This window comes from Nitrosomonas sp. sh817, assembly GCF_030908545.1.
Lineage (GTDB): Bacteria > Pseudomonadota > Gammaproteobacteria > Burkholderiales > Nitrosomonadaceae > Nitrosomonas.
On record NZ_CP133083.1, the window covers coordinates 1,597,208 to 1,623,445 of the forward strand.

Sequence of the window (26,238 nt, forward strand, 5' to 3'; positions counted from 1 at the left end):
ACGCGCTATTTGCCAGTCTTTGTGCCAGGTTCGTCAGCGATTGATTTATCCGCAGTTGCGATGCGAGAATCTTTAAATTATCTGCACCGGGAGATGCCTTGAACATCACCAGAATTAACTGAAGAATAGCGATTTGATATCGGGTTGAATGTGGCATTGAATGTTTTCCTTCCGGATAATATCGGTTTTGCTGATTCACTGGCAGTTATGTAACAAGCCTATATCTTTATAAGCCACTATCATAGAGTTAATGATTCTTGTTTGCAATGCGACAAATTGTCGCATGTATTATATCCATATATTTACAGATAGTTACAATTGATTGTTAAACTAATTTACTAATTATCCAACATCTCTGAGATGGAATTAAACTTTTTTCTGATAAAAATGCCGTTTTGCATTGATTACCGCTGCTCGATTCATAATGCCTATTAATATTCTTATCTTAGGCTATGGTGAAATCGGCCATGCCATGGAATTTTTGCTTAAGAAGCATCATTCGCTTGCCATTTGGGATAAGTATCCTCCCGTAAAATTTATACCAGTGGAATTAGAGCATTCGGTACCGCAAGCCGATGTAATATTGTTTTGCCTCCCCGTCAATCCGCACCGGGAAATCATTCAATTGATCGCGCCTTATCTGAAAAAGAACTGCATCTGCGTCAGTGTCGCCAAAGGATTGGATGAGACGGGGAAAACCGCAGCGCAGATCTTTTCCGAGAATTTGCCGAAGAATCAGCCCTTTGCTTTACTGTACGGCCCCATGATCGCTGAAGAAATCCTTGCCGGCGGCTATGCTTTCGCTCAATTAGGAAGCCGAGATTCTGCATCACTCAAGACATTACAAACCTGTTTTGCGCACACCAGGTTATATCTGGAACCGACGGATGATATCGAAGGCATCAGCTGGGCAGTGATTCTGAAAAATGTTTATGCGATGGCATTCGGCATGGCCGATGAATTGAAGCTGGGTGCTAATGTGCGCGGTTATCTGGTGACCGCAGCGCTGCATGAACTGCAACGGATCGTCGTACAGATGGGAGGACAACCCGATAGTCCCTATCGATTATCAGGGCTAGGCGATCTCATCACCACGGCTACCAGTGAAAACTCGCACCACCATGCGTTAGGCCGTAAAATTGCAAAAGGAGAGCTCGGTGATATTTCCGGAGAAGGACCGCATACTTTAAAAATGATTGAACAACATCAATTGATCAATCTACGGGATTTTGCATTATTGCAGTTAATCCATACGACGCTGCGGCAACCGATCGATATCCGTTCATATTTTGAAGATTACTTTCAACACCGGATGCGATAACCCGCTAACACTCATTATCCTTTTAACCTCGGATTCACGATTAACACCGGGATTAATCAGTTTTCAAGCTACTGTTACAGGCTTTCTCGAAAAGCGCTTACACAATGCCGGCAATCGAATCGTTTGTGCAACCGCTCCCCCTCTAAATTGCTGAAAAAAAATTGCCCGGATGACGTGTTAGGTATCGCCTGGGCAATTTTCAGGAGGGAAATTTGTTGTTTAATCAGCGCCAGGGCATTTCAGATCAAACGAATGCTCCGAAAGCCAACCGGATTATAATAATACGTCTAAACTATTAATATTCATGAAATATTGATAGAAAATTTAATGCCAAACTTTAGGCTCACACGCTATTAATTTCATAATTGTCAGAGAATTCACGGCGATAAGCAATGTGACAAATTGCCGCACTTAGAAAAATAACCCTTAAAAAATTAAACCTTGAAAATTAAGCAGCAGAGAACTTTCCGATCATCCTGGGCTTCCCGGCCATTCACACTTCATAAGCAGGCCGGGTTTTGGTTTGCACGGACGTTGCGTAATGCTCGCATCATACCGGTGCGTAATGAACTGCGATCTCTTTCGCTATCGAGTTCCATCGATTAATGGATCGATTTCCTTCAAGAAATTTCCTTCCAGCTTCACGGTATCACGCCACTCAATTATTTACATCCCCCCTTGCTACTCGAATCCGCCATTCTTTATTTCTTTTGACTCTTGAACACTTGCGGCATTGCAGCTTTTAGGTAATAAAACATCGACCAAAGTGTTAACAAAGCTGCAATATAAATTAGCCATGTGCCGATTTCTTGCGGATCAAAATGTTCTCCAATATTTTCATGATACAACAACAATGGGATTGCAATCATTTGCGATGTGGTTTTGATTTTTCCTAGGAATGAAACGGCAACGCTTTTAGATTGCCCGATTTGCGCCATCCACTCACGTAAAGCTGAAACGGTAATTTCCCGCCCGATGATGATAAGCGCAATCGGCGCGTCCAGTCTGCCCAAATAAACTAATACGATGAGTGCTGCGGATACCATTAGTTTGTCGGCAACCGGGTCCAGAAATGCTCCAAATGCGGAAGTTTGATTCAAAACACGCGCCAGATACCCATCAAGCCAGTCGGTAACCGCTGCTCCGGCGAAAATCAGGGTTGCAACAAGATTTTGTTGACTAGGAGTTAACCAAGTATGCGGTACATAGTAAATACCGACAAACAGCGGAATGGCAAGAATACGCAATAGAGTCAGTAAATTAGGCAAGTTATAAGGCATGAGTTGAGACTTTAAATTGGATAAATGAAGTCAATGCAATTCTCGATAGATTTTTTCGGCCAATTTGCGGCTGATGCCGTCCGTTTGCTGTAATTCTTCAATACTCGCGGTCAGAATACCTTTTAATCCGCCGAAGCGGCCTAGCAATTTTTGCCGGCGCTTGGCTCCAACGCCTTCGATATTTTCCAAACTGGAACTGGTTCTGGCTTTCCCTCGCCGTCCGCGGTGCCCTTGAATTGCAAAGCGATGCGCTTCATCCCGGATTTGCTGAATCAAATGTAAAGCAGCATGTTCAATGGGTAATTGTAACGGCTTTTCAAATGCTGGAGAAATCAGTTGTTCCAATCCGGGTTTCCGCTCTTCACCTTTGGCGACTCCGACCAGATTGGCATCGGATATACCCAGCTCGTGCAGTGCTTCTAAAGCCGCTGTGACTTGACCTTTGCCGCCATCAATCAAAATTAGATCTGGCAGTTGCCCTTCTCCACTGACGATTTTTTGATACCGCCGTGTCAATGCCTCGCGCATCGCGGCATAGTCGTCACCCGGCGTGATGTTCTCAATATTGTAGCGTCGATATTCATTATTGCGCATGGCGCAATTGTCATAAACGACGCATGACGCCACCGTTGCTTCTCCCAGCGTGTGACTGATATCAAAGCATTCGATGCGCTGGATTCCAGGCATTTGCAGAACTTGTTGCAATGCCAGCAAACGTTTTTCCTGGCTTGCCTGGCGGTTCATCATTTGCTTTAGTGCCAATTGCGCATTTTCAGTTGCCATACTGAGCCACGCGCGCTTCTCACCGACTGGGTTGGATTGCATAATGATTTTATGCCCGCATTGTTCAGTGAGTAATTGTTGCAGTGCATCCCGCTCGATGTTTTCACTCAAAATGATCAAAGGCGGTGTGGTACGATTCAAATAATGCTGCGCGAGAAAAGCTTCAACCACATGACTCGCGGTGTAGTCGTCGGCATTTTGCGGGAAAAAGCTTTTATCGCCTAAATGCCGTCCTCCCCGGATCATTGCCAGATTGACACAAACTTTGCCGGTCCCATCCGGTGATACCGCGCAAGCTACGACATCCGCATCCAGTGCCTTGCCATTATCAACAAATTGCTTTTCACGAATCCGTCGTAGCGCTTGAATTTGATCTCGCAGAATCGCGGCCTGCTCAAATTCCATCCGCTCAGATGCTTGAAGCATTTTGTCATGAATTACTTCCATCACTTCGGTTTGCTTGCCTTGTAAAAATAAAGCGGCGTTTTTAACGTCGATTTCATAAGACTGCCGATCGATTTGACCGATGCACGGACCACTGCAGCGTTTAATTTGAAACAGCAAGCATGGCCGGGTTCTGTTATTGAATACGCTATCTTCACAGGTACGTAACCGGAAAATTTTCTGCAATAACTGGATACTTTCACGCACGATCCCGGCATTGGGATACGGCCCGTAATATTGATGCGCTTTATCGAGTGTACCGCGATAAAAACCAAGGCGGGGGAATTCATGCCCGCTCAGAATGACATACGGATAGGTTTTATCGTCCCGGAAAAGAATGTTGAAACGCGGCTTGAGGCTTTTAATCAGGTTATTTTCCAGCAGCAGCGCCTCGGCTTCCGAGCGCGTCACCGTGGTTTCGATGGCGGCCACATGAGATACCATCAGCTGCGTTCGGGGCGCCAGGCTGGTTTTCTGAAAATACGAAGAGACGCGCTTCTTGAGACTGACTGCCTTGCCGACATAAATCACTTCCCCTTTGGCATCGATCATGCGATAGACACCGGGTTGCAGCGGCAGGTTTGCGCAAAATTCCTTGGCGTCAAAACCGGTATTACTCAAGCGATTTAGTCCTCACTACTTAACAGTTTTCCCGCAACCGCCCAATTCTCATCCGGAAGTTCATCAAAACAGATATACGTGTAGGATTTTGGTTTCTTTGCGATGCGCTCCAGCGTATCGGTGATTTCTGTCGCAATTTGCTGTTTTTGTTCGCGTGTTAGTGTTCCAGCCACGCGAATATTGACGTACGGCATCGGTAAGCTCTCCTTTGAAATGATTGTTAGGAAAACGCTAATTAATTAACTGCACGAGCGAATCACTTCGTTACGCGGCACTCGCATCCTCGCCTATCTTGTTGATATGTCTCGGTTGCTGCGTTCCGTGCGCCTCATACTTCCTCTCGTTCGCCGAATTAATCAGTATTTCCTTAGTTAAAAATCAGCGACAATCCGTGAAAACACTTGCTCAAACATTTCTACGGTCAACCGCTTGGTCTGCGTATTGTAGCGGCTGCAATGATAACTGTCATAAAGTCGTAGCCTCTGCCCGGTCTGATTGTCAAGAATCAATGGATGCATCGCGCCATGCGCGAATGGGTAATCCTTCGCTTTCAACTGCAATCCCATCAACACCGCCTGATGCGCAACAGTGCCTAAAGCCAAGACGGCTAAACCGCCGTTGTACGCAAATTGCCGTAACTCAACGGATAGGTAGCGATTGCACTGTTTGATTTCCTGAGGAATTGGTTTATTTTCAGGCGGTAAGCATTTGACTGCATTAGTAATACGACAATCAATCAATCGTAAATCATCGGATGCTGAAACTGACTCGGAAGCCGTTGCGAAACCGAATTGGTGTAAGGTTTTATACAATAAAATTCCTGCATAATCTCCGGTAAAAGGCCGTCCCGTGCGATTTGCCCCATGCATCCCAGGCGCCAAACCGACAATTAACAATTTTGCCATTGCCTCTCCGAAAGCTGCGACAGGGCGTGCGTGATAATCCGGATATTTGGACTTAACCGATTGTAAAAAATTGGATAAACGCGTGCATTGTTTACAGTCGGTAATATCCATCAGATGGTGATAACACTTAAATAATTCGTGTTCTTAATCGGAGATTTACTGGTTTGATGAATGCTGAGTCAGAAAATGGCATTGACTATCGCCTGACAATCAAGCCTATTTCTTGATAATTAACATTAAAATAGTACTATAGATACTTATTTTTAAATGAATATTATCCATATTTTTTACGATTACGCCGCCGCCGGTTATGCGCACGACGAAGTTCTTCTGGTGTTGGCGGCGCCGGTTTTTTATCGGCGTAAGGATTGGTTCCCACTTTAAAGTCGACGCGCAATGGTGTGCCATGCAACTGAAAAACTTCACGAAAAGTATTCGCCAGGTAGCGCCGGTAACTTTCAGGAACGTGATCGAGCATACTGCCATGCACAATCACCAAGGGTGGATTGGAACCGCCCTGATGCGCATAGCGCAGTTTAGGCCGCGACATTCCCCCGCGCGGCGGCGGATGCTTCTCAACCGCTGCAATTAAAGCACGGGTTAGCTTAGGTGTTGATAAATCGGCCATTGCAGCCGCATACGCTTTGTCGATCGCTGGCATTAATTTTTGGATACCGGTGCCATGCAATGCGGAAATATAGTGCAACTCGGCGAAACTTAAAAACGCCAGTTTACGATTGATCTCACGCTTAATACTGTCGCGTTGATAATCATCGAGTCCATCCCATTTATTCGCAGCGATAACCAATGCGCGGCCCGTTTCGAGAATAAACCCTGCAATATGCGCGTCTTGGTCGGAGATTTCCTGCCGGGCGTCCAAGACCAGAACCACGACATTAGCGTCTTCAATCGTTTGTAACGTTTTAATGACCGAGAATTTTTCGATAACTTCATGCACCTGGCCGCGACGACGTATTCCGGCCGTATCAATGAGTGTGTATTGCTTGTCTCGATGTATAAAATCGATATAAATGCTATCGCGTGTTGTGCCGGGTTGATCGAATGCGATAACACGCTCTTCCCCTAGCAATGAGTTGATCAGCGTTGATTTCCCGACATTCGGACGGCCGACAATGGCGATTTTGGGATGTTTATCTTTCGAATGTTCTTCGGCGACATCGGGGAAATCGCTAAGCACAAAATCCGCCAGCTCTTGGATATGATCGCCATGCATGGCCGATATGGCGCAAGGATCACCCAAACCTAATTCATAAAATTCTGCAGTGACAACGGCAGTGGCCATGCCTTCGGTTTTATTGACCACCAGTACTATTTTTTGACCGGATTTACGCAATTGCTCCGCAATCATCCGATCATGCGCCGTTACTCCTTGGCGGCCATCCACGATGAATAATACTTTATCGGCTTCGTCAATGGCTTGCAGCGTCTGTTTCGCCATTGCATGCATAATGCCGTCTTTCACCTCAGGTTCGAGACCACCGGTGTCCATGACTAAATACGGTTTATCGCCCACCCGGCCGGTGCCATAATGCCGATCCCGCGTCAAACCGGGAATATCGGCCACAATGGCGTCACGAGTACGCGTCAGACGATTGAAAAGCGTTGATTTTCCGACATTTGGACGGCCAACTAAAACAAGTATAGGTTTCATTATTAATTGCTGTGCGTGATCATACGCAACATGGCATCGGTTTCAAAATTCACAGCCCGCTGTGAATTAAATTTTCAATGTGGATTCCTTAGAACTGTGTGCTAAAAGCGTAGATGCCGCCTTTTGCTGTCTGAACCACAACACCGTCAGGCAACAAACCGGCCGCATTATGAATCATGCTGCCATCGGTAGCGGAACGAGCAACCAAAGTACCATCATAATTGCGCAGGATATTCACAAAACCTTGATCATCGCTGACTACAATATATTGATCTTTAATCGTTGGCTTGGTTAATTTCTTACTGCCTAAGCGGCTTTGCTTCCACATGCTGGCACCGCTGAGCAAATCATACGCGGCAACGACTCCCTTCTCTTCTGTGACATAAACGTAATCGTTATCCATTACCAAACCGGCACTGCTGGATGATTCCCGGGACCAGATTTGTGTGCCGTCATTTATGGCAAAACATGCCAGGCGTCCTTGATATGCGACCGCACAGACAAACCGGTTGTTAACTACTGGCGAACTGGTAATATCCGTCATACGTTCCAGCTCTGTAACGCCTCGTGGCTGCGAAACAGTTACTTCCCATCCGATATTGCCATTAAACAAACTCATGGCAATCATTTTCCCGCCAGGAAAGCCTGCAAATACCGCGCCATGCGCCAGAGTGATTCCTGCTGTGCTGCGCACCGTCAGCGGCGGCGTTGCACCTTGATAGATCCATTTACGTTTGCCATCAATCGCATCAAGCCCGAAGATTCGGCCATCGACGGCACGAACCACAACAATGTTATTTTGTACCTGCGGCGGGCTTAAAATTTCGCTGGTAACCGTCGATTGCCATAGCATATGGCCTGATTCATTATAGGCAAGCACCTCACCTTTAGAGGTTCCGACTAAAATCAAACCTTCACCGCTACCGACACCCGCAGAAAATTTGCTTTTGGTTTTGATTTGCCATAGCTGTTTACCGGTGGCCGCATCATATTTCGTTAACTTACCACCTTCATCAGCGATATACACCATGCCGCTTTCGTAAACCGGATAAAAAGAGGCGATTTCATTTTCACTGACTTTATTTTTCCATTTCGCTGGGATTTTGTCGGCCGCTTTTAAGGCGGCGAGTTCTTCCTTGTCATAAACGATTACTTCATCGGAGACAAACATATCGGATATCCCCGTGCTCAAATTCTCGATAATGCGCATATCGAACGGATTGATCGTGCTGCTGCAACCTGGAGACAATGCTACAAAAAGAAACCAGAAAAAAAATTGTAGCCAGCGTTTAGTGAAATTCAACGAAGCAGCCACTGTTTTGATTATTCGGATTCACCCAATGCATCCAATTTCATCTGTACGACATTGTAATAATTATTGCTTTTGCTCAACTTGTCGATCGCAGCTTGATAACTGAGCCGGGCTTCGGAAATCTTCTGAGCGGCAACCTGGATATCACCTTTGCGATCCAAATACAATCCGGCAAACGCTTCACCATGTCCGGCATTCAGAATTCGCATGGCTTCGTCATATTTTCCTTCGTCCAGCAATATTCCTGACATTCTGAGACGCGCCACATCATGGAGCTCGGTTTCTTTGGCATGATCGATCACCCATTGCAGATTTTTTATGGCGCGCGGGTAATTGCCAGCTTGAATGTCGGCTAAAGCGGCAATAAGCGCTGCACGAGAGGCATAGCCGCTGGATGCATAACCTTCCATCAACAGTTGCGCGGCATCGTTAATTTTTGCGGCGTCTTCCGACGTTTGAACTTGTTTTAATAGTTCATACAAATCCGCCGCTTGTTGCGATTGTTGCAGTTGATAGTAATTCCAGGCTTTATTGGCGCCGACTGTCGCCAGTGCAACGGCCAAAACAATGGTTATCATGGTGCCGTATTGCCCCCACCATGCCTTGAGTCCTTCGATTCGCTCCTGATCCTCGTGATAAGTTGCCATCTGATTTTCCTGATTCTAGGTCGTTAAATTTGAATGTTCTTTCCTGATAATTTCACCAACAATGGCCAGTTTGATGCGTGCTTGCGCTATGGCCTCGCGTAATGGTTTAAGCGTTACTTCTTCGGTTTTTAGCTCCTCATCGCCGATAATCACCGCATAAGACGCGCCCGATGCATCCGCTTTTTTCATTTGGGTTTTGAAGCTGCCTCCGCCACAGTGCAAGACCACGTTAAAACCCTCATCCCGAAGGAACTCGGCACATTTCCATGCATAATATGTAACTTGTTCGCCTTGATGAACGATATAAATATCGGGAGCAGGCTGATCGACAGAATTATCCGCATCTTGCATTAAAGCAAGCAATCGCTCTATTCCCATGGCGAATCCGCATGCCGGCGCCGGCTTGCCGCCCACTTGCGCAATGAGTCCATCATAACGTCCTCCGGCGCAAACCGTGCCTTGAGCACCCAATTTGTCAGTAACCCATTCAAATACCGTGCGATTATAATAATCAAGCCCGCGCACCAGCCGCAAGTTGATCTCAAAATTAATACCTTGCTCGCGAAGTATGCTTTGCAAGGTTTCAAAATGTTCGCAAGACTCAACATCCAAGTCGTCGATCAGCTTAGGCGCATTTTCAATTAGCTTGTGCATCAATGGATTTTTGCTGTCCAAAATGCGCAATGGATTGGCGTGTAAGCGCCTTTGTGAGTCTTCATCGAGCGCTTCGCGGTGCTGCTCAAAATATTTGACCAACCGGGAACGGTACAATGCGCGTGTTTCCGCATTTCCCAAAGTGCCGATTTCCAGCCGCAATCCGGAAATTCCTAATAGCTGCCAAAACCGTGCGCACATAATAATTAATTCCGCATCGATATCGGGGCCTGCGAACCCCAGCGCTTCGACGCCGACTTGATGAAATTGCCGGTAGCGGCCTTTTTGCGGGCGTTCATGCCGGAACATCGGGCCGGTGTAATAAAGCCGCTGCGGCCCCGGATATAATAAATTGTGTTCAATCACCGCACGCACGCAGGAAGCGGTTCCTTCCGGACGCAGCGTTAAGCTATCGTTATTGAGATGATCGACAAAAGTATACATTTCCTTTTCGACAATATCCGTGACTTCACCGATCGAGCGAACAAACAAATCAGTTTGCTCGACGATAGGGGTGCGGATATTACGATAACCGTATGCAGCAAGCCATTGCTGCACCTTCAATTCAAAATGTAACCAAAGATAGGATTCATGCGGCAGGATATCATTCATCCCGCGGATTGCTTTGATACCATTAGCCATCAGACAGCTTTTCTGGGATATTTTTCGCTGACATACTTGTCGACAATTGCGCGGAATTCATTGGCGATATTTTCACCTTTCAGCGTGACTGTTTTTTGTCCGTCGACAAAAACCGGAGCCACCGGGGTTTCACCGGATCCCGGCAAGCTGATGCCGATATTAGCGTGCTTGCTTTCCCCCGGTCCGTTAACTACACATCCCATCACCGCCAATGTCAAATTTTCCACGCCGTCGTATTGCTCACGCCACGTAACCATTTCATCCCGTACGTAAGCCTGAATGCTTTCCGCCAATTCCTGGAAGTAAGTGCTTGTAGTCCGGCCGCAACCGGGACATGCGGCGACCAATGGCACAAACGCGCGTAGCCCCATCGTTTGCAGAATTTCCTGGGCAACGATCACTTCTCTCGAACGAGTGCCGCCCGGTTCCGGTGTCAATGAGATCCGGATAGTATCGCCGATACCCTCTTGCAATAACACTGCCAAAGCCGCCGTTGATGCCACGATGCCTTTGGAACCCATACCGGCTTCTGTCAGCCCCAAATGCAATGCATAATCGCAACGCGCAGCCAATTCGCGGTAAACCATGATCAGATCCTGCACGCCACTTACTTTGCATGACAATATGATTTTATTCCGCGTCAAGCCGATTTCTTCCGCTTTTGCTGCACTTTCAAGCGCAGATGTAATCAATGCTTCACGCATCACATATTTCGCATCTTGCGGATCGTCGGAAGCGGCGTTCTCATCCATGATTCTCGCTAACATTTCAGGGTCGAGGCTTCCCCAATTGACACCAATACGCACCGGTTTGTCGTATTTGCAAGCTGTTTCAATCAGTGTGGCAAATTGTTCATCACGCTTCTTGCCATGACCGACATTGCCGGGGTTAATCCGGAATTTTGCCAATGCTTTGGCACATTCCGGATAGCTGGTCAGCAATTTATGACCATTAAAATGAAAGTCGCCGACCAATGGCACATGGCATCCCATGTCATCAAGCCGCATGCGGATACCCGCAACCGCCTTTGCGGCTTCCATCGAGTTGACGGTGATACGCACCAACTCGGATCCTGCGCGTGCTAATTGCGCGACTTGCTCGGTTGTTGCAACTTCATCCACCGTGTCGGTGTTGGTCATGGATTGCACCACAACCGGCGCTCCGCCACCCACAGTGATGTTACCAATCCGCACTCCCACACTGGGCCGGCGGGTTATCGAGAAACTATTTTCAGACATAGAATAATGTAATCAGTTTATTATCAGCAAGACTTATTCGAGCTTAAACCGCGCTGTTCCGTCTTGTCTTTTATAAGTGGAAATATCGATTGTTTTATCATTATAGGTCAGATTGACGCCAGATGCATTGCCAATCACGATCGAGAAAGGTTTTTTGCCGGTAACGGTTTGCTCACTTCCGGCCTTTTTGAGTTGCTCCAATAATGAAGATCCCGAACCGTCAACAACTCTTATCCACGAGTCTGCTGTAAATTTAAACACCAAATGATCTTTATTTCCGGATGGCACGACAGGATTATCGGGTTCTTGAACCGTTAGTGCCGGTTGTGTAACAGGGTTATCGATTGAAGCTGGCGTTTCTGATTCTATAGAGGCGCTTAAGGAATTTGCTTGACCGTTGCCGCTATTTTCCGATTCCGCGGCCTGCTTAACAGGAATTGCCGTGGTGTTCTTTGTAACCGCGGGTAAAGGTAAGGGAATCTCAACGGAAGCCGTTTTTGATTCGATTTTAACGTCGCTCACAACATTTTGATTGCTGAATTCCTTATTCAGAAAGTTATCTCCGGATAAGAAATAAATACCCGCGATCACTAAGAAAACGATGCTGATGATGACTAAGGAATTATTCTTGGAGTTTTTCCGCTGAGAAGAAAAAGATATTTGTTTATTCTTGAAAGGCGTATTTTCATGCGTCGAAATGATACGTGCCGATTCCGGCAGCATTTTTAATAAAGGCGCAGGATCCAGTTGAACCAAATTCGCGTAATTCCGGATAAAACCGCGCAGAAATGTTCGTCCCGGTAACTTTTCAAAATCTTCTCTTTCAATGGCATCAATCTGGGGAACGGAAAGACGTAACTGCCGCGCTACATCTTCCACGCTCAATTTTTTTGATAACCGGGCATTGCGCAGCAGGTGCCCAATGCTATTTAGCAAATTTTCATCCGCAATATCGCCATAGCCGGCGGGTAATTGCGGATGATCCAGTTCATTTTGTGTCGGTTGATAGCGATATGTTTCCAAAGGTTTGTTAACTTCAATTGCCTTGTTCAAATCGGATGATAATGAGTTAACAGTCATGGCTGGTTCTTCCGTAATGTGAGCGAATTCATTCTTCTCAAAAGCCGATTGATTCTTTTCACTTTGAGAATCGTGGTCTGGTGCATTAAACGTTTCATCCCTTGCATTTGTCATTGTAGCTTACCCTCTCGAATTGCTGCCGCTTCCTTGGATTCTGGAAAATGCTTTTGTAATTGATAAGAATAGCTATCCGCCGCAAGTTGATTTCCCATTGCATGCTCGATCTTTATTGCCATCAACAAACTTTCAGGAGTCGGCCCATTATTTTGTAACATCAGCAAAAGCTTTGCTTTTGCTTCAGCTAAAAAACCGGACTGTAAATCAACATCGATTAATCCAATCTCAGCAGGAAGATAGCCGGGCTGAAGCGATAATGCCTTGTTAAAAAAAGACCTTGCCTCGCTATATTTTTGCCGCTTGAGTTCGCAAATTCCCGCGTTGGTATAGGACATTTCCGGTGTCAGGTAAAGCGGATCCCCTGCAGCGACCAAAAAATGATTAATGGCGCTATCCATGCGAGCGGATACACGCTGACACAAAAACCAACCAAAATTATTGTGGATTTCAGAATTCTTTGGTGCAATCCGAAGCGCTCGCTCGAAGCTCTCAAGAGCTCTATTGTTGTCATTGAGTGTCATGTTGATCAACCCCAGCACGTTGTAAGCAGGCGCATAATTTGATTGCGCTTTGAGGGCTTCAGTGATTTCTTCAATCGCAACATCCAGTTGACCTCGATAAAAGTATTCGGCTGCAAGCTCCGTATGTATTTTTGCACTTTGAAAAGCTCTGGCTGAGTTATCTTGCACCAGTAATCCACCTTCAATCGGTTGTTGCACACAACCGCCAAGCCACTTAATCATTAAAAATGAAAAAAACCAGAGTAAAATTTTCCTCACCGAGCTGCCTCAATCGTTGATCGAACAGTACGCTTGGTTTTGTCTTTGACTTGGCCGGCCAGTTGGCCACAGGCTGCTGCAATGTCGTCGCCGCGTGTTTTTCTTATAGTTGTTACATATCCGGCCTGCATCAGCACATCCCGGAACTCGCGCACGGCTTCTGAAGTTGAACGCTCGAAACCAGAATTAGAAAATGAATTAAAAGGAATCAAATTAAATTTACAGGGTACATCGCGAACTAATTTAACCAGTTCACGCGCATGGGCGATCGTATCATTCACCCCATTTAACATGACATATTCGAAAGTTATAAAATCCCTCGGCGCAGCGGGCAAATAACGCTGACAGGCTGCAAGCAACTCTTTTAAAGGATATTTTTTATTGATAGGTACCAACTGATCTCGCAAATCATCATTCGGTGCGTGCAAAGATATAGCCAGCGCAACCGGACAGCGATCACGCAACCGGTCTATCGCGGGCACCAACCCCGAAGTGCTCACCGTAACCCGGCGCCGCGAAAGTCCATATGCATGATCATCCAACATTAAATCCAGTGCAGTCACAACATTCTCGAAGTTGGCTAAAGGCTCACCCATGCCCATCATCACTACGTTGGTAACAGATTTATAGGTGTGAGACAAACCCCTGTCATCAGCCGTTGCCAGTGTTTTATTCGCAATCCATAGTTGCCCGATGATTTCCGCAACCGTCAAATTCCGGTTGAAACCTTGTTTGCCAGTCGAACAAAATGTGCAAGCCAGAGCACATCCCACTTGGCTTGAGACGCACAAAGTACCCCGATTTGCTTCCGGAATGAAAACTGTCTCGATGCCATTATTCGCGCCAACCGACAACAACCATTTCCGGGTTCCATCCTCGGCGACATGATCCGCAATGATCTGCGGCAACTCAATGACTGCAGTGGTTGACAGCTTTTCCCTTAACCCCTTGGCTAAATCGCTCATTACGGCAAAATCAACCACGCCGAATTGATGGATCCATCGAAGTAACTGTTTTGCGCGAAAGGGTTTCTCGCCAATTTTTATAAAAAAATCAGCGAGTGCTTGACTGTCGTAGTCTAGTAGATTGATTGCCACTATTGACTGATAAATGCGAGGGTATTGCTTAACGGGAAAAGATATTTAAAACCGGGAAAAAGCAAGCGATTTCTATCGCTGCTGTTTCCGGAGCATCTGAGCCATGAACTGCATTGGCGTCAATGCTGTCGGCGAAATCTGCGCGGATCGTTCCTTTTTCCGCTTTTTTAGGATCTGTTGCGCCCATCAAATCACGGTTTTTTTTAATAGCGTTCTCACCTTCCAGCACTTGCACCATAATGGGTCCGGATATCATAAAACTGACAAGGTCGCGAAAAAAAGGACGCTCTTTATGCACTGCATAAAATTGCTCGGCTTCGGATTGGGATAAATGCATCATACGTGCTGCGACTATCTTTAAACCATTGGATTCAAACCGTGAATAGATTTGGCCGATGACATTCTTTGCAACAGCATCAGGTTTGATTATCGACAGCGTTCTTTCAATTGCCATTAAATTCTCCAGAAAATTAGTAAATTAAAAACGATATTTTAACAAAATCTGCTCTCGATCCGCAAAAACGTGAAATATCTTTAAGGTTCGATTCAGTTATTCTTCCCAAGAAATAAAAAACACTACTTGCAGAGCGAATTAAGGATACGTTGCACGAAGCGGATAGCCATGTTGCCGCCACGCTGGAATACCTTCCCGGTAATAGAAAATATTATTCCATCCCCACTCCACCGCTTTTTTTGCCGCTACCGAACTACCTAAGCAATTAATTCCATTACAATATATGATGAGAGGTTGTTCCTTTTTTGCAATGGCAATCAAATTCTGCTCAATAAAATCGCTTTTGATAGGGAGATGGAATGCTCCGGGTATATGCCCAGCTTTAAAATCTTCCAGCCCTCTCACATCCAGAAAAAAATATCCTTTATCGAAAAGCCATTTCGCAGTTACTGTATTGATCGTACGTGCGCCTGCGACAAATTCAGGGGCTTCAGCATTTGCCCGAGTCAAGCCCGCTTGGATGCTTATTAACAGAAATAGCAAACAAGATACGAATATATTGACTATTGTTTTTCCGGTCATCATTTCTTTATTGTGTAGAATTTTTCAACTTTATGATTATCCATTGAATCTTCGTTGATCTCGGAAATATTCTTTATTGTCGTAATAAGCTTCATTTTCATTATCACGAATCCAGCCTGGGTAACCTAATAGCGGTATAGGTGTCAAAGTTGAACTTGATAACAAAGTTTGCGATAAAAAAGACTCAAGCATTTTATCAGCAGACAGTAGCTGATCCGGTAGCGTTTTAGAGAAGTAATCGTTTTCAACCCTAAAAATAATCCCTTTACCCGTCATTCCCGAATAAGGATTCAATGCCTTTTCATACAATCCATGACCATAAACAAAAAAGCGCATTGATGACAAAATGCTTTTACGATGCCGCCAAAATAATTCTTTCCATTGAAAATGCTCTAATAATTGAATCAGTGTTCGATTACTGCTTATAACGATTACTCCCGATTCATCGAAGGATGTGGCGGCATCCCTTATCGCACAGCGTTTATTAATATTACTCTTTGATTCAGTGAGTTGTGCTCGATAATGAATTTGATTGAGTATCGATTTCGATTGCGGAAACACTTGCCACACTAGAGCATTAAAAAAATCATGCCAATTTTGAGCTCTTGTTTGTATATGACCTGACAAATATATTCTTGATTCGTATTTCTGTTCCCGGTTTTGTTTGCCGAATTGCTGGGAAACAAAATTGACCGGCTTTCCTGAGTGAGTAACGATAATCTGATTTCTCAAAGTACATAAGTTATTCAGATCGTGTACAGATGGCCAGCATGAAAAGTCGGTGAGATATTTTCTCAAAAATGAAAAAGGTTCAAAGATTGCAGACCGATTTACAAAATTTGAATCCCAATACTGCATAATCAGCGCCCCACTGAAAACTCAACACAGCGCTTTATTCCTTTCAGCGCGTAATATCTTTAAATGGCCTAGTCCAAAATGAATAAATGCCAAGGCGGTAAAAATCGGAGCAAGCAAATTCAGGAATGGTATAAATTGTATCAAGCTTGTACACAATCCTAAACCCCATAAAGAGTATCTATTCTCAGCACAGATTTTACTAAACTCCTGCTTATTCGCATGTTCCGATAGCGCATCATATCGAAACAATTGTTGATTCATAAACGAAGCTGCTACAAAAGGCACAACAATTCCTGCACCTACCGCCCACAATGGTAACGTTACCAGCCATATAAGTATGAACACTACACTCGCTACTACAGCATTCACAATACTTCCGCTGATTGTTCCTCCATATTCACGCTCAAGTTCGGGGTAGTAATGCTTAGCAACGATTTTTATCAGGGTAGGCATCACGAAAATGGCTGTGATGATAAGTGTTGTCATGACAACAAGGGGAATAAATACCAATATATCGATTAGAATCATCATGAAAGATTCCAACCAATTGGATTCTAAATTTTTCAGCCATTCATAAATTTTTGTTTCATTCAGCAAAACATAAATCCACTCGGAAAAAACATCATAAAAAAAATACCCGACAAGAAGCCAGAAGAGAATCGAAGCTATAATTGGCCATAAAATAATCCACGCGATTCTGAATCGCATCAAATCACGAAAGGCACTTATAATGGCTTTAGTTACGAGAGTCATCTTGTTTTAATGAAATCTTTAAGATTAATTAACAAATGTGGCGAAGACTACATTAAATATGAAATTTTTAACTGAAGAACGTATCAGTAAATATATTTAAACTACTAAATTAAATTTAGATTCTATCGTAAATAACACTAACACTAGCACGTGAGTGCAATAATTTCTTAATTTTGTCAAAACAGCGATTGAATAAGGATCGAAAACTAAAGTTCTATATAAAACTGTCGATACAATATTCAGAAAAATTCGTTATGAGGATTAGAAAATGAAAATTGATAAATCATTACAGCCAGTTTCAACTGTATCTGTTAGTGATGGAAAAAGACGTACGGACCTCACTCCCAATACCAATACTGAGCAAGAAAATAATGTGCATTTGAGTTCCAATGTCGCAAAACTACAAAACATCGATAGCAATTCAGCTTCAGGCTCAATTGTAAATACTGCGCGCGTTCAAGAAATTAAACAAGCAATCAGCGAAGGAAGCTTCCAGATTAACCCGGAAGTTGTTGCTGACCGATTACTTGAAACTGTCAAGGAACTGATTCATTCTAAAAAGGGTGCAGCGTAATGCCATTGAATCAAGATTCATCTTTCTCAGTATCAAGTGAAAGCTTGTTAAAAGAAGCCAAGGAATTGCGTTCATTCATTGACATTCTCAAAAAAGAAGAACTAGCGCTTGTACAAGGAAAAATTGATGAAATTGATTTCTACACTTCTGACAAGCTTCGTTCAATTGAAATACTAATTCAACTGAACGATCAGCGTGAAGAATACTTTAAAGCGCAAGGTCTTACTTTAGATAAAAGCTGTATTAATAATTGGTTACGCAAACAACAAAATTCCGATCAGACCAATATAGTAGAGATTTGGAACGAACTTTTAGATCTTGCCAAAACTGCTCAACGCATAAACCAATCTAATGGTTTAATTATTTCTACTAGACACCAACATCATCAACGAGCCTTAGCTGCACTTCACAGTGCAGCCGGGAATGTTTCTTGTTATGGACCAAAAGGCCAAGCCTATATCTGATTTTTCTGGATTAATTTTCAACAATCGGTATCTCAGTAATCTTATCGGGATCTGCGGATAAAATCATTACAGTAACTCGTCGATTTCTTTTCCTTCCCTCTGGCGTTTCATTACTTTCGATTGGCCTATTTTCACCATAACCTATTGCTGTCAGCCTATGTGCCTCTACACCATTTTCAATAAATAATCGGATCACGCTGCTAGCGCGGGCTGACGACAATTCCCAGTTTGATGGAAAACTCTCTGTATTGATCGGTACATTGTCGGTATGTCCTTCGACGCGAATATCGTGTTCGTGCCCCTTGATAACATTTGCAACTGCTTGAAGTGTTAAACTAGAACTCTCTGCAAGTTTGGCTTGCCCCGGAGAGAACAAAACACTTGCATTAATTTCAACAGTAATCCCCAGAGAACTTTGAGTTACTCTTACTTGGCCATCTTTTATCAAAGGTTCTAAGGCATTAAGAATGTTTTTAGCCATCCCTTTCATTTTTTCCTGCTTTTTCTCCTTATTGGCACCTGGATGATCAATCAGCTTGATCGGTTCGCCTGAATTTGGGTGTTGATTTTGCAAAGCTGAAAATTCGATAGACTGTGCAGATGTAACCAATGCAGGCGAATTGTTACTTTTAAATGCATTCACTATCGAAGAACTGAGTACTCGATATTTACCTTCGTTGACTGATGAAACCGCATACATCACCACAAAAAAAGCAAATAAAAGCGTAATAAAATCCGCATACGACACAAGCCACCGTTCGTGATTCTCCTGTGAATCTTCATTTCTGTCGGCTCTTTTTCTGGGCATACAATACTCTAGCGATCGAAATAACAATACGGCTTAAACAAAATATCCTTTTAAGCGATTCTCGATAAATCGTGGATTCTCACCGTTGGCAATCGCGACAAAACCGTCAACCAATAATTCGTGCATGGTTACATGATCGTTAATAATACTTTTGAGTTTATTAGCGATTGGCAAGAAAATCAGATTGGCCAGACCTACGCCATAAATAGTCGCTACAAAAGCAACTGCAATTCCTGTTCCCAGAATACTGGGATCAGATAAATTTTCCATCACGTGAATCAACCCCAATACAGCCCCCAAGATCCCAATAGTTGGAGCATAACCGCCGGCAGCCTCCCAAATTTTGGCGGATTGCCGTTGATACGTTTCTAGAGTCAAAATATCGATTTCCAAAATTTCTCGTAATTTTTCCGGGGTACTTCCATCAGCTAATAACTGCAATCCCTTTTTTGTGAAAGGATCTTTAACTGTGGATACATAGGATTCCAGCGCTAATAATCCTTCTTTTCTTGAGATATGAGACCAATTGACAATTTGCTTAATTAAGTTTTGCGGTGAATATTCAGGAGGGTAAAAAATCCAAGCACTCATTCTGATACCATTAACAAAAACTTTCATAGGGCTTTGTAGTAGAACTGCACCCACCGTGCCCCCGACAACAATACAAAAGGCTGCCAGTTGCAGCAATGAGCCGACATGCCCTCCTTCAAGGATTTGCCCGCCAATGATGGCAACAAATGCCAGTACAATGCCGCCGACACTGTTTAAATCCATCTTTGCTTTTTTATTCATCGCGAAATCCAATTAATTCACTGGATAGCCGGCCTGACGATTTAAAGATTTCTTAAGCGGCTGCGTAACCTTGCAACAGCCTGTGTATGTAATTGACATACGCGTGATTCGCTCACACCAAGCACTTCCCCGATTTCCCGTAAGTTCATTTCTTGCTCGTAATGCATGCCCATGACCTGTTTTTCTCTTGGCGGTAGATTATCAATCGCAGCAATCAAGAGACTGCGAAAATTATCATCCAATAGCGCATTAAGCGGGTCGCCTTCGGTATTAACAAATAGCCGATCCAAAAACGGTTCTTCATCATCTTGTTGAAAATCTTCGTAATAGATTAACTGGGCGCCGCGTGCACTTTGTAGAGTTTCGTGGTACTCATCGAGAGACATATCGAGCTCATTCGCCAAATCTTGCTCGCTTGGCGCGCAACCGTTGCGCTGCTCCAAAAGATTCACGGCAGCTTCGATTCGTCGCATTTTCTTGCGGATACTTCGAGGCAGCCAATCCGCTTCGCGTAATTCATCCAGGATTGATCCCCTGATACGCTGCGCCGCGTAGCTTTCGAATTGGCGTCCGTATGAACCTTCATAGCGGTTGATCGCATCCAGCAACCCGATCATTCCGGCTTGAATAAGGTCGTCGACTTGCACACTCGCAGGCAATCGAGTCATCATATGATAAGCAATCCGTTTCACCAGCGGTGTAAACTCAACGATAAATTGTTCTTTATCAATTGCTTTGGTTCCAGTCGCAGTATACATATTCACTCACACCGTAAAATTGTCCATACTTAAAAGGCTTGTTCGAATTAACCGTTGCATAAAATCATTAACTCCACCGTCATACCGATCCGGACACGCAGAGCGTAAAATGTTTTGAGCGAGATGTTTAAAACACTCGGCTGTCTGAGAATTCGGGTAGGTTGACAATATCGATTTGCATAACTGTGTCGAGTAATGCAGCTTGTCATCATTTGGTATATAACCGACGTATTCGAGTGATGCGGATAGGTAATGCCGCACGACTTTGTATAAGTTCTGATAGATCGCGAGAGATTCGGCTTCGGAATCGACCCGATTGACTAATATTAGAAAATTCTGCCGGGCATACTCCTGGCTCATGATTTTAATGAGCGCATAAGCACCTGTCAGAGATGCAACCGATCCAGAAATTACAACCAAGATCTGTTCCGATGCCAGGCTGAGTGGTAAAACATGCGTTGTACCGGTCATTGCAGTATCAATTAGAACGATATCAACAGTATCGGTAAGCTCCGAGAAACTCTTGATAAGCCAGTTTTGTTCCAGAGGATTGAGCTTGCTCAAAGCCTGGATGCCGCGCATTGCGGACAAAATGGATATGTTGTCCGGGCCGCGCAAAATCACCTGTTCCAGACGCTTATCGCGGTGAATCACATGCAATAAATCGAAGCGCGCTTTTATGCCAAAACTCGTGCAAATGTTGTTATGACAGGGATTCTCATCGATCAGGAGCACCCGTTGCCCATTCTGAGCCAATGCGGAGGCCAGATTCACGATAACGCTGGTTTTTCCCACACGTGATTTTCCGCCCACGATCGTAAATACCCGTCCGGAATCAAGTGCTCGCAGACCGGTAAGCTGACGTAATCCTGCCGCTTGATCTTGCAAAATAAATCTAGTCATATGCCAATCCTGCAATCGCTTGACCCATCGATGACAACGTCTCCGCTTCGCCCTTGGTAGCCATGATCAGGGCGAATTCCGCATCTTGCAAAGTGAACGCGGAATCCTTAGGTGACGATTTGAAAGCGCGGTGCAACAAGTAGCGTGAATGCGCGGCATGAATATCCTCCGGAACCTTTTGTCCGTTGGCGACATAATGCAACATCAGTTTCCGGCGTATCGCCGCATCCAATACCACACCAAGGCTCGCCGCTTCATCAACCTTTGTGATGATGCAACCGGATATGCCCCCCTCTTGATAAGCTGAAATGATTTCGTCCAATGTTTTGCCATTGCAAGTAGCGCTCAAGATCAGAATGCGTTTTACTTCCATTCCGCAATTCCTGAGCATGGACATTTGCTGCACCACCATTCGATCGCGTTGACTCATCCCGACGGTATCAATCAATACCATATGTTTATTACGCAATTCGGAGAGCGTCAGTTGCAGGTCTTCAGTATCTTTGATATTGCGGACGGGTATTCCCAGCAATTGCCCATAGATTCTAAGCTGTTCATGACCGCCAATCCGGTAGCTGTCGGTGGTAAGCAATGCAACTTTATCCGCACCATGGCGAATAACACAGCGGGCCGCAAGCTTTGCCGTAGTCGTCGTTTTACCGACGCCGGTCGGCCCGACCAACGCATAGATACCGCCCCGTTCAATCATGTCGTCACTGACGGCTGTTCGAAGATTAGCCGTCAAAATTGACATGGCTTGTTTCAGGCTTTGTTCATAGTCCAAATCTTCCGGTAATTTTCCGATCAAATGACGTGTTAATAGCGGGCTAAAGCCGCAATCCAACAAAGTTCGCAGCAGTTTTACTTTATCCGGCCGGCGCTGTGTGAAGTTTCCCCAAGCGACAGTTGCCATTTGGTCTTCCAGGGTAGTGCGCATCGCTTGAATCTCGGCGATTATGTCGCGTGCAAACGTTGCGGAAATCGAGTCATTTTCATGCAATGACGGTTGTTGCAGCGGGTTTTCAGGCACTCGCTTTGAATAAGTCTCTGCTTCGGTAAAATCATTTTGCGATTCATAGTGTCTGCTGAGAGAAGATAAACTCGGCGCAGGCGTGTCCTGCTGGACTAAATTGGACATCTCGGCATCGGCTAATGCCATGATCTCTACACCGTTTCTGATTTTCCGGTTGGATAAAATAACGGCATCTTCGCCAAGTTCTTCTTTGACTTGCCGCAACGCTTCGCGCGATGTCGATGCAATATATCGTTTTACTTTCATGGATTACCTCCGACCAGGGAAGTGATTTTGATTTTCTTCGAATCAGGAATTTCGGAATGCGCCAGCACGCGTAACTGTGGCAAAGCGCGGCGTAAAAATTTCGCCATTAAGAAACGTATGCTTCCGGGTACCAGCAATACCAATGGAAGGCCCAATTTTTCTTGCTGTTGTGCGGCAACGCGGGTCTCATTCAACAAGGTATCCGCTAATCCGGGTTCGATTCCGGGGCCTTGCGTTCCATTGCCTTGCATGACTTGGGTCAATAAATTTTCTAATTCATGATGCAGGCTCATGACTTGCACTTCAGATTCAGCGGGGAAATATTGATCGACAATAGCGCGGCCGAGCGCCGATCTGACTAAAGCAGTCAATTCAATGGCATCTTGGGTTTTTGCCGCATGCTCGGTCAATACGTCAATAATGGTGCGCATATCCCGGACATGAACATCTTCTTCGAGTAAATGATGTAAGACTTTTTGCACCGTCGATAACGGCAGTAGCTTGGGTACCAAGTCTTCAATAAGTTTAGGAAATTGCACATTCAAATAATCGAATAGCTTCTGCAATTCCTGCCGGCCTAAAAGCTCGGCGGCATGCGCATGGATCAAGTGATTGATATGCGTGGTCACAACGGTACTCGCATCCACAACGGTATAGCCGTTGAGCTGCGCTTGTTCACGCAGCGAGGATTCGATCCACACGGCGGGCAACCCAAAAGCAGGGTCGCTTGTGACAGTGCCGGGTAATTGCATGGTTACCCTGCCCGGATTAATCGCCAGATACATGCCGGAATACGATTCTCCTTGACCGATGACCGAGCCTTTCAGCGTGATCCGGTAAGCATTGGGCCGCAATTCAAGGTTGTCGCGAATGTGAATGACTGGCGGCAGAAAACCGATTTCTTGCGCGAACTTTCTGCGTATTCCATTAATTCTTTTTAGCAGCTCGCCCTGCTGGTTTTTATCGACCAGAGGGATCAAACGATATCCAACTTCCAGTCCCAGCGTATCAATCGGTGTTACATCTTCCCAACTGGCATCTGATCTCTCCAGCGAAGGAACTTCGGCAGGCGCGGGCGCAACTGGTTGTACAACCGGATTCTTCAGTTTTAAATAAGCGATCCCGCCTAAAATGGAGGCAATCAGCAGAAATACGAAATTTGGCATGCCGGGAATTAATCCCATGATGCCTAGTATGGAAGCAGTGATAACCAAGATTTGCGGCTGATTGAACAGTTGGCTCAAAACCTGCTCGCCGAGATCTTCGTCGGTCGTCACACGGCTCACCATTAAACCGGCAGCCGTTGAAATGATCAGCGCGGGAATTTGCCCGACCAGACCGTCGCCGATGGTCAGCAAGGTATAATTCTTCGCCGCCGCAGCTAACTCCAGATCATGTTGCATGATACCGACAATCAACCCGCCGACGATGGTAATCAACATAATCAATATGCCGGCAATCGCATCGCCGCGTACGAATTTGCTGGCACCATCCATCGAACCGTAAAAATCCGCTTCCTGGGAAATAGTTGCTCTGCGTTTGCGCGCTTCATCCTCACCGATCAAACCGGCGTTCAGGTCGGCATCGATCGCCATTTGCTTGCCCGGCATGGCATCCAAGGTGAAACGCGCGCTGACTTCGGCAATACGTCCCGCACCTTTGGTAATCACAACAAAGTTGATCACCACCAGAATAATGAATACGACGATACCGACAGCGTAATTCCCGCCCACCAGAAAGTGCCCGAACGCTTCGATCACCTTACCGGCCGCATCGGGCCCGGTATGACCGTCGAGCAATACCACCCGGGTGGAAGCGATGTTCAGCGATAACCGAAGCAAGGTAGTAATCAACAGAATTGTCGGAAAAACCGCGAAATCCAGTGGATTCCGGGTGTACAGACTGACCATCAGCACGATGATCGATACCGCGATATTGAAAGTGAAGAACACATCCAGAATGAATGGCGGCAGCGGCAACACCATCATGGCCAGAATCATAATAATCAATATTGGCCCGGCCAAATTCTTAAGATTATTAAGCATTCCTACGGATGACAATGTAGCTGCATTATTCATAATGTGAGCCATAAAAACTGATAATTAAGAGTGTTCAACGTTATCCGGTCCGGCTAGACTGCCTGCTGTCCCGGATCCAATTCCACCGGAACCGGTACATCAACCGGCGGCTGCGGTGCTTTTCCGCCGTATTCGTTATAGCGTCTCAACTGAAAGACGTAAGCCAACACTTCGGCAACCGCGGTATACAATTTTTCCGGAATTTCGCTTTCCAGCTCAGCGTGGTGATATAAGGCACGAGCCAGCGGTGGCGCTTCCAGAATCGGTATGCGATTCTCTTCGGCGATTTCACGGATGCGAGCGGCCAGCAAGTGCACACCTTTTGCAACCACTTTAGGCGCACGCATGCCGTTTTGGTATCGCAATGCCACAGCATAGTGCGTCGGATTGGTGACAATGACGTCTGCTTTCGGCACTTCCGCCATCATGCGGCGGCGCGCGGCCTCGCGTTGAATGTTCCGGATACGGGCTTTAACAAACGGATCTCCTTCGCTTTCTTTAAATTCCTTGCGAACATCCTCTTTGGTCATCCGCAATTGTTTGGCATGCTCCCAAATTTTGTAGGGAATATCGATTGCCACAACCAGAACCATTGCGCCAATGATCAACAGGAAACTGATGGCTAGAAAATCACCGGTACGGCTGACTCCGAGATCGACCGGAACGGTCATCAGCGCCATGACCGTATCTTTGTTTGACCAAATGACCAATGCCGCAACGCCGCCGATGATTACCGTTTTAAGTATCGCTTTGACCAGCTCGACCAAGCTGTGCACCGAAAAAATCCGGCCAAAACCTTTAATCGGATCAATGCGATCAAATTTCGGTATTAATGCCTTGGTACTGAACATCCAGCCGCTCAACAGCATCGGCGCGAAAAAGGCGACAACCAGCAGCAGGAACAATAAGGGAGCCATCGAAATCAACCCCTCGATGGCTAAGTGATAGAACCGCACTAGCATCAATTCCGGCTGAAAAGCCAGCTCCCGTTCAACGGTCATGCCGGTTTTCATGATTTTCAGCAACTTGTCCATTAATCCAGCGCCCAAGAACAGAACGCCCGCAGCCGCAGCCAATAACACGGTAAATGTCGTCAGTTCAAGAGAACGTGCAACCTGGCCTTCTTCCCGCGCTTTCTCTAAGCGCCTCGGCGTGGCCTCTTCGGTACGTTCTAAATCACTCTCTTCCGACATAACAAGCTCCAAATTTCTACCAATGCATTATCATTGCGCTGCTATTGATTCAATGGCTGGAATAAAGAAGGATTCATGCCTTTAATTACCAATAGTTTCGATTTCATGCAGTAATTCTTTTAATATCAATTCACTATCAATTAATTTCGT

Annotated in this window: 26 protein-coding genes; 3 read left to right on the top strand and 23 right to left on the bottom strand. The window is 45.3% G+C overall.

All coding sequences use genetic code 11. The features are described from left to right. Nucleotides 1-424: 424 nt before the first annotated feature. Entirely contained in the window at nt 425-1,321 is an 897-nt protein-coding gene (locus RBH92_RS07510; RefSeq protein WP_307931507.1) for a hypothetical protein, read from the top strand. A 701-nt stretch (nt 1,322-2,022) separates the two neighbouring features. Here the strand turns inward: RBH92_RS07510 and pgsA are convergent. The 16 genes from pgsA to RBH92_RS07590 form a co-directional block, all read right to left on the bottom strand. Next, nucleotides 2,023-2,601, bottom strand: a complete 579-nt coding sequence (gene pgsA, locus RBH92_RS07515; RefSeq protein ID WP_307931508.1) for a CDP-diacylglycerol--glycerol-3-phosphate 3-phosphatidyltransferase — start codon at nt 2,599-2,601, stop codon at nt 2,023-2,025. Between the two features lie 30 nt (nt 2,602-2,631). After that, nucleotides 2,632-4,449 (bottom strand): excinuclease ABC subunit UvrC, encoded by a 1,818-nt coding sequence (uvrC, locus tag RBH92_RS07520; protein ID WP_374049925.1) that lies wholly within the window; start codon nt 4,447-4,449, stop codon nt 2,632-2,634. Nucleotides 4,450-4,454: 5 nt separating this feature from the next. After that, complete coding sequence (locus tag RBH92_RS07525; protein ID WP_292925358.1) at nt 4,455-4,643, bottom strand: tautomerase family protein; 189 nt, start codon at nt 4,641-4,643, stop codon at nt 4,455-4,457. A 177-nt stretch (nt 4,644-4,820) separates the two neighbouring features. Further along, complete coding sequence (locus tag RBH92_RS07530; protein ID WP_307931509.1) at nt 4,821-5,465, bottom strand: uracil-DNA glycosylase; 645 nt, start codon at nt 5,463-5,465, stop codon at nt 4,821-4,823. 163 nt (nt 5,466-5,628) lie between these two features. Beyond that, a complete protein-coding gene (der, locus tag RBH92_RS07535) occupies nt 5,629-7,026 on the bottom strand; it encodes a ribosome biogenesis GTPase Der (protein WP_307931510.1) in 1,398 nt (465 codons plus the stop codon). Nucleotides 7,027-7,114: 88 nt separating this feature from the next. Next, nucleotides 7,115-8,341: an outer membrane protein assembly factor BamB gene (bamB, locus tag RBH92_RS07540; RefSeq protein WP_307931511.1), complete on the bottom strand. Its 1,227-nt coding sequence runs from the start codon at nt 8,339-8,341 to the stop codon at nt 7,115-7,117. Between the two features lie 8 nt (nt 8,342-8,349). Next, the gene (locus tag RBH92_RS07545; protein WP_307931512.1) at nt 8,350-8,985 is read right to left on the bottom strand and encodes a YfgM family protein; all 636 of its coding nucleotides are present in this window, start codon (nt 8,983-8,985) and stop codon (nt 8,350-8,352) included. Between the two features lie 15 nt (nt 8,986-9,000). After that, on the bottom strand, nt 9,001-10,281 hold the full coding sequence (hisS, locus tag RBH92_RS07550) for a histidine--tRNA ligase (RefSeq protein ID WP_307931513.1): 1,281 nt from the start codon (nt 10,279-10,281) through the stop codon (nt 9,001-9,003). After that, nucleotides 10,281-11,519, bottom strand: coding sequence for a flavodoxin-dependent (E)-4-hydroxy-3-methylbut-2-enyl-diphosphate synthase (ispG, locus tag RBH92_RS07555; protein ID WP_292925352.1), 1,239 nt, complete (start codon nt 11,517-11,519; stop codon nt 10,281-10,283). Before ispG ends, hisS begins: the two co-directional genes overlap by 1 nt. 33 nt (nt 11,520-11,552) lie before the next feature. Continuing rightward, the gene (locus RBH92_RS07560; protein WP_307931514.1) at nt 11,553-12,713 is read right to left on the bottom strand and encodes a RodZ domain-containing protein; all 1,161 of its coding nucleotides are present in this window, start codon (nt 12,711-12,713) and stop codon (nt 11,553-11,555) included. Then, nucleotides 12,710-13,459 (bottom strand): type IV pilus biogenesis/stability protein PilW, encoded by a 750-nt coding sequence (pilW, locus tag RBH92_RS07565; protein WP_307931515.1) that lies wholly within the window; start codon nt 13,457-13,459, stop codon nt 12,710-12,712. Before pilW ends, RBH92_RS07560 begins: the two co-directional genes overlap by 4 nt. A 32-nt stretch (nt 13,460-13,491) precedes the next feature. Continuing rightward, nucleotides 13,492-14,592 carry a dual-specificity RNA methyltransferase RlmN gene (gene rlmN, locus RBH92_RS07570; RefSeq protein ID WP_292925349.1) on the bottom strand — a complete coding sequence of 367 codons (1,101 nt, stop codon included), beginning with the start codon at nt 14,590-14,592 and terminating at the stop codon, nt 13,492-13,494. Nucleotides 14,593-14,620: 28 nt separating this feature from the next. After that, nucleotides 14,621-15,046 (bottom strand): nucleoside-diphosphate kinase, encoded by a 426-nt coding sequence (gene ndk, locus RBH92_RS07575; protein WP_307931516.1) that lies wholly within the window; start codon nt 15,044-15,046, stop codon nt 14,621-14,623. A 138-nt stretch (nt 15,047-15,184) separates the two neighbouring features. After that, on the bottom strand, nt 15,185-15,631 hold the full coding sequence (locus RBH92_RS07580) for a rhodanese-like domain-containing protein (RefSeq protein ID WP_307931517.1): 447 nt from the start codon (nt 15,629-15,631) through the stop codon (nt 15,185-15,187). Nucleotides 15,632-15,664: 33 nt separating this feature from the next. Further along, nucleotides 15,665-16,486 carry a DUF3025 domain-containing protein gene (locus RBH92_RS07585; protein WP_307931518.1) on the bottom strand — a complete coding sequence of 274 codons (822 nt, stop codon included), beginning with the start codon at nt 16,484-16,486 and terminating at the stop codon, nt 15,665-15,667. Nucleotides 16,487-16,507: 21 nt separating this feature from the next. Further along, nucleotides 16,508-17,239 carry an EI24 domain-containing protein gene (locus RBH92_RS07590; protein ID WP_307931519.1) on the bottom strand — a complete coding sequence of 244 codons (732 nt, stop codon included), beginning with the start codon at nt 17,237-17,239 and terminating at the stop codon, nt 16,508-16,510. Nucleotides 17,240-17,507: 268 nt separating this feature from the next. On the opposite strand from RBH92_RS07590, the gene flgM reads away from it, so the two are divergent. Both flgM and RBH92_RS07600 read left to right on the top strand, forming a co-directional pair. After that, nucleotides 17,508-17,813 (top strand): flagellar biosynthesis anti-sigma factor FlgM, encoded by a 306-nt coding sequence (flgM, locus tag RBH92_RS07595; RefSeq protein WP_292923962.1) that lies wholly within the window; start codon nt 17,508-17,510, stop codon nt 17,811-17,813. Next, nucleotides 17,813-18,277: a flagella synthesis protein FlgN gene (locus tag RBH92_RS07600; protein ID WP_307931520.1), complete on the top strand. Its 465-nt coding sequence runs from the start codon at nt 17,813-17,815 to the stop codon at nt 18,275-18,277. Before flgM ends, RBH92_RS07600 begins: the two co-directional genes overlap by 1 nt. 10 nt (nt 18,278-18,287) lie before the next feature. Here the strand turns inward: RBH92_RS07600 and motD are convergent, their stop codons facing one another. The 7 genes from motD to flhB are packed head-to-tail and all read right to left on the bottom strand — an operon-like array spanning nt 18,288 to nt 26,088. Next, nucleotides 18,288-19,085, bottom strand: coding sequence for a flagellar motor protein MotD (gene motD / locus RBH92_RS07605; RefSeq protein WP_307931521.1), 798 nt, complete (start codon nt 19,083-19,085; stop codon nt 18,288-18,290). 33 nt (nt 19,086-19,118) lie between these two features. Continuing rightward, the gene (locus RBH92_RS07610) at nt 19,119-19,877 is read right to left on the bottom strand and encodes a flagellar motor protein (protein ID WP_307931522.1); all 759 of its coding nucleotides are present in this window, start codon (nt 19,875-19,877) and stop codon (nt 19,119-19,121) included. Nucleotides 19,878-19,918: 41 nt separating this feature from the next. Then, nucleotides 19,919-20,635: an RNA polymerase sigma factor FliA gene (locus RBH92_RS07615; RefSeq protein WP_307931523.1), complete on the bottom strand. Its 717-nt coding sequence runs from the start codon at nt 20,633-20,635 to the stop codon at nt 19,919-19,921. Nucleotides 20,636-20,641: 6 nt separating this feature from the next. After that, complete coding sequence (locus RBH92_RS07620; protein WP_292923952.1) at nt 20,642-21,538, bottom strand: MinD/ParA family ATP-binding protein; 897 nt, start codon at nt 21,536-21,538, stop codon at nt 20,642-20,644. Then, complete coding sequence (flhF, locus tag RBH92_RS07625; protein WP_307931524.1) at nt 21,531-22,817, bottom strand: flagellar biosynthesis GTPase FlhF; 1,287 nt, start codon at nt 22,815-22,817, stop codon at nt 21,531-21,533. Before flhF ends, RBH92_RS07620 begins: the two co-directional genes overlap by 8 nt. Next, nucleotides 22,814-24,895: a flagellar biosynthesis protein FlhA gene (gene flhA / locus RBH92_RS07630; RefSeq protein WP_307931525.1), complete on the bottom strand. Its 2,082-nt coding sequence runs from the start codon at nt 24,893-24,895 to the stop codon at nt 22,814-22,816. Before flhA ends, flhF begins: the two co-directional genes overlap by 4 nt. 53 nt (nt 24,896-24,948) lie before the next feature. Then, complete coding sequence (gene flhB / locus RBH92_RS07635; protein WP_307931526.1) at nt 24,949-26,088, bottom strand: flagellar biosynthesis protein FlhB; 1,140 nt, start codon at nt 26,086-26,088, stop codon at nt 24,949-24,951. Nucleotides 26,089-26,238 lie beyond the last annotated feature (150 nt).

Excerpts from the sequence above, each read along its gene's own strand:
- flhB (WP_307931526.1), bottom strand. The coding sequence starts at position 26,088 with ATGTCGGAAGAGAGTGATTTAGAACGTACCGAAGAGGCCACGCCGAGG.
- RBH92_RS07525 (WP_292925358.1), bottom strand. The coding sequence starts at position 4,643 with ATGCCGTACGTCAATATTCGCGTGGCTGGAACACTAACACGCGAACAA.
- RBH92_RS07580 (WP_307931517.1), bottom strand. The coding sequence starts at position 15,631 with ATGATGACCGGAAAAACAATAGTCAATATATTCGTATCTTGTTTGCTA.
- RBH92_RS07620 (WP_292923952.1), bottom strand. The coding sequence starts at position 21,538 with ATGACTAGATTTATTTTGCAAGATCAAGCGGCAGGATTACGTCAGCTT.
- RBH92_RS07530 (WP_307931509.1), bottom strand. The coding sequence starts at position 5,465 with ATGGATATTACCGACTGTAAACAATGCACGCGTTTATCCAATTTTTTA.
- RBH92_RS07615 (WP_307931523.1), bottom strand. The coding sequence starts at position 20,635 with ATGTATACTGCGACTGGAACCAAAGCAATTGATAAAGAACAATTTATC.
- flgM (WP_292923962.1), top strand. The coding sequence starts at position 17,508 with ATGAAAATTGATAAATCATTACAGCCAGTTTCAACTGTATCTGTTAGT.
- ispG (WP_292925352.1), bottom strand. The coding sequence starts at position 11,519 with ATGTCTGAAAATAGTTTCTCGATAACCCGCCGGCCCAGTGTGGGAGTG.
- RBH92_RS07510 (WP_307931507.1), top strand. The coding sequence starts at position 425 with ATGCCTATTAATATTCTTATCTTAGGCTATGGTGAAATCGGCCATGCC.
- RBH92_RS07590 (WP_307931519.1), bottom strand. The coding sequence starts at position 17,239 with ATGACTCTCGTAACTAAAGCCATTATAAGTGCCTTTCGTGATTTGATG.
- motD (WP_307931521.1), bottom strand. The coding sequence starts at position 19,085 with ATGCCCAGAAAAAGAGCCGACAGAAATGAAGATTCACAGGAGAATCAC.
- RBH92_RS07560 (WP_307931514.1), bottom strand. The coding sequence starts at position 12,713 with ATGACAAATGCAAGGGATGAAACGTTTAATGCACCAGACCACGATTCT.
- pgsA (WP_307931508.1), bottom strand. The coding sequence starts at position 2,601 with ATGCCTTATAACTTGCCTAATTTACTGACTCTATTGCGTATTCTTGCC.
- der (WP_307931510.1), bottom strand. The coding sequence starts at position 7,026 with ATGAAACCTATACTTGTTTTAGTTGGCCGTCCAAATGTCGGAAAATCA.
- hisS (WP_307931513.1), bottom strand. The coding sequence starts at position 10,281 with ATGGCTAATGGTATCAAAGCAATCCGCGGGATGAATGATATCCTGCCG.
- flhF (WP_307931524.1), bottom strand. The coding sequence starts at position 22,817 with ATGAAAGTAAAACGATATATTGCATCGACATCGCGCGAAGCGTTGCGG.
- RBH92_RS07545 (WP_307931512.1), bottom strand. The coding sequence starts at position 8,985 with ATGGCAACTTATCACGAGGATCAGGAGCGAATCGAAGGACTCAAGGCA.
- pilW (WP_307931515.1), bottom strand. The coding sequence starts at position 13,459 with ATGATTAAGTGGCTTGGCGGTTGTGTGCAACAACCGATTGAAGGTGGA.
- RBH92_RS07610 (WP_307931522.1), bottom strand. The coding sequence starts at position 19,877 with ATGAATAAAAAAGCAAAGATGGATTTAAACAGTGTCGGCGGCATTGTA.
- RBH92_RS07585 (WP_307931518.1), bottom strand. The coding sequence starts at position 16,486 with ATGCAGTATTGGGATTCAAATTTTGTAAATCGGTCTGCAATCTTTGAA.
- flhA (WP_307931525.1), bottom strand. The coding sequence starts at position 24,895 with ATGAATAATGCAGCTACATTGTCATCCGTAGGAATGCTTAATAATCTT.
- RBH92_RS07600 (WP_307931520.1), top strand. The coding sequence starts at position 17,813 with ATGCCATTGAATCAAGATTCATCTTTCTCAGTATCAAGTGAAAGCTTG.
- ndk (WP_307931516.1), bottom strand. The coding sequence starts at position 15,046 with ATGGCAATTGAAAGAACGCTGTCGATAATCAAACCTGATGCTGTTGCA.